Below are 2174 nucleotides of genomic sequence, written 5' to 3'. Positions count from 1 at the left end.
CGAGCAGACATACGAACATCCTTCCAGGGGACCACGTCCCGCTATCTCAGATGTCCACTACTTCTGGGGAACCCCACACCAGCATCCGTGCGGAGGTGCCCAACTCGGCGGCCAGCGACCGCAAGGACGTATCCAGCACACCCGTCCGCGCCAGCACGGCACTAGCGGCGGCAAGCAACTCTCCGCGCTTGGCGTGGTCGATCGGTCGAGGCATTCCCTATTGTAACGGTGCTTCACTAACGACGGGTTTGCGCTGATTCCCGCCATACAAACGAACAGGCACCCGTCTCAATACTAGAGAAAATGAGCGCGTGTTCGGCGGTGTCGGTTGTCGATGTTTCTGCGGGAACACGCCAGCGGTGCACCGAATCCGTGTTTATGCCTGACAGTTCGCCGAGTCGCCGCTCCAGTTCCAACTGTTGGTCATGGACTACGGGGAGCTGCTCAAAGACGTCCTCGTCAATGCCAAAGTAGGGGGCGCACGGTGTAGTCGTCCGTGACGATATCCATATCGGCACGTAAACGTTGAACATTGGTCATCACCTGCTGCAAGTCGGACGCCACAGCCTTTACGGCTGGTGAGGCGTAGGCAATCAACTCCGGGGTGTTTGCGCGGTAATCGGCATTTTCGAAGGCTCGAAGCACAGAGAACTGGATGTGAGCATTCTCGCGGTCGGGCTCGGCGTCGATATCGTCGATGATGTTCTGGCACAGGTTGATCAGATCGAGCAGCGCTGTGCTTTTCTTCTCCCACAGCCGCTTCTCGAACTCCAGCGAGGACGCGTGCTGTCGGTCTCCGCGACGGGTTAGTGCGGTGGTGACGAGCGCCGTGAATGCGACCACATTCGGAAAGACGACGGCAGCGACTGGCAACCAACCCATGGCCGAATGATCGCAGTCGCGAAGGACGCTTGTCATGCGTCCGGAGGGGGCGTTGTATGCCAGAACGTTACATGCGCGAAAGGAGGTCCACCTTCTTCGCGTTGAACTCCTCGTCGGTCAGGATCCCGGCGTCACGCAGTTCGCTCAGCTTGCGGATCTGATCCGCTAGATCCGGTCCGGAATGCGTCTGCTGGGTGGGCGCCGGGCCTGCCGCGCTTGATCCGGACCGGACCTGGCGAAATGCCGCGATGAAAGTCTCGGCACGGCCGTGCGCGATCTGGCTGATCGCGGCGGACCGACCGGAGATGGCAATATCGATCGACTCACCGCCCAGTGACTTCGAGAACCCGAGCGAGCCAATTGCGCCCAGGTCGAATTCTTCGACCTGGGCGCTCATCAGGGTCTTGTCGAAGAAAAACAACCGCTGCGTGGTCAACACCAGCATCCCCTGACGCTTGTCGTAGACACCCTGGGCGAGCTCGACGACGCGCTCGTCAAGATGCACATAGTCAGTGAGAACGAGCGCTTCTCGGCGACCGAAGAACCGGCCCATCTTTCCCAATCGGTTGAGTGCATCCCCGACACCGAGATCATCGATCGGTGCAGTCAGGACGTCGAGAATCTCAGCAAGCACCTCGCCATGCTTGTTGCCGAGCATGTCGATGGACCAGTCGACGACCGTGGCCGTCGGTGTTTCAGGACGAACTGCCGCCGTCACTGCGGCAGCCCATCGGTTCTTTCGCAAGGAGCGTTTCATCTCGCCGACGATCGGGTTGGCGATGACGGGAACATCAATCTCGACTGCTCCGAACGCTGCGCGGACGGCGGGGTAAGCGCTCTCGTAGGGAGCCAGGATTCTGGTCGACGAGGTTCTCACTATGCCCACGATCGGGATAATAGCTCGGTCGGAGCCGTGTCGAGCCTTCTCAGAGGGATGGCAATCTATGCTGCTTCACCAACCTGTTGCCCTGTTGCTCACTGCAACGGACCAATGTTGGTTTCTGTTGGTCGATAGTGCGGGGCCAGAGACGCTACGGCCTCTTCTAGACCTGCCGGATAATTGCGGATTCTCTTGGGGTCGGGGCGGGGTCCGATCGACTGTGCCTCGTATAGCGAGACTGCGGACTCGGTCATGCGGATAGCGTTGCCAAACGAATCAAGAGTGATGGTCAGTAGAGGCAGGTCGTCCAGCTGTTGGTCGTCGAGCACATAACCTGAGGTTCCCCAGAAAAAGTGGACGCGGTTAGCTTGCTTCCAGGGTGACAGTCAGGGCGCGCTCGTAGTTGATGGGT

General features: G+C 59.5%; 3 protein-coding genes. All 3 read right to left on the bottom strand.

Annotation, left to right across the window (positions count from 1 at the left end; all coding sequences use genetic code 11):
- Positions 1-46: 46 nt before the first annotated feature.
- Positions 47-214: a hypothetical protein gene (locus A5740_RS06140; RefSeq protein WP_175616179.1), complete on the bottom strand. Its 168-nt coding sequence runs from the start codon at positions 212-214 to the stop codon at positions 47-49.
- Positions 215-459: 245 nt separating this feature from the next.
- Positions 460-882: a hypothetical protein gene (locus A5740_RS06135; RefSeq protein WP_076192364.1), complete on the bottom strand. Its 423-nt coding sequence runs from the start codon at positions 880-882 to the stop codon at positions 460-462.
- A gap of 67 nt (positions 883-949) precedes the next feature.
- Entirely contained in the window at positions 950-1768 is an 819-nt protein-coding gene (locus A5740_RS06130) for an SHOCT domain-containing protein (RefSeq protein ID WP_139334967.1), read from the bottom strand.
- Positions 1769-2174 lie beyond the last annotated feature (406 nt).

This window comes from Mycobacterium sp. GA-1841, assembly GCF_001954135.1.
In the GTDB taxonomy this organism is placed as follows: domain Bacteria; phylum Actinomycetota; class Actinomycetes; order Mycobacteriales; family Mycobacteriaceae; genus Mycobacterium.
Note: the sequence above shows the minus strand (reverse complement) of the source record. Positions and strands in the feature narration are given on the sequence as shown.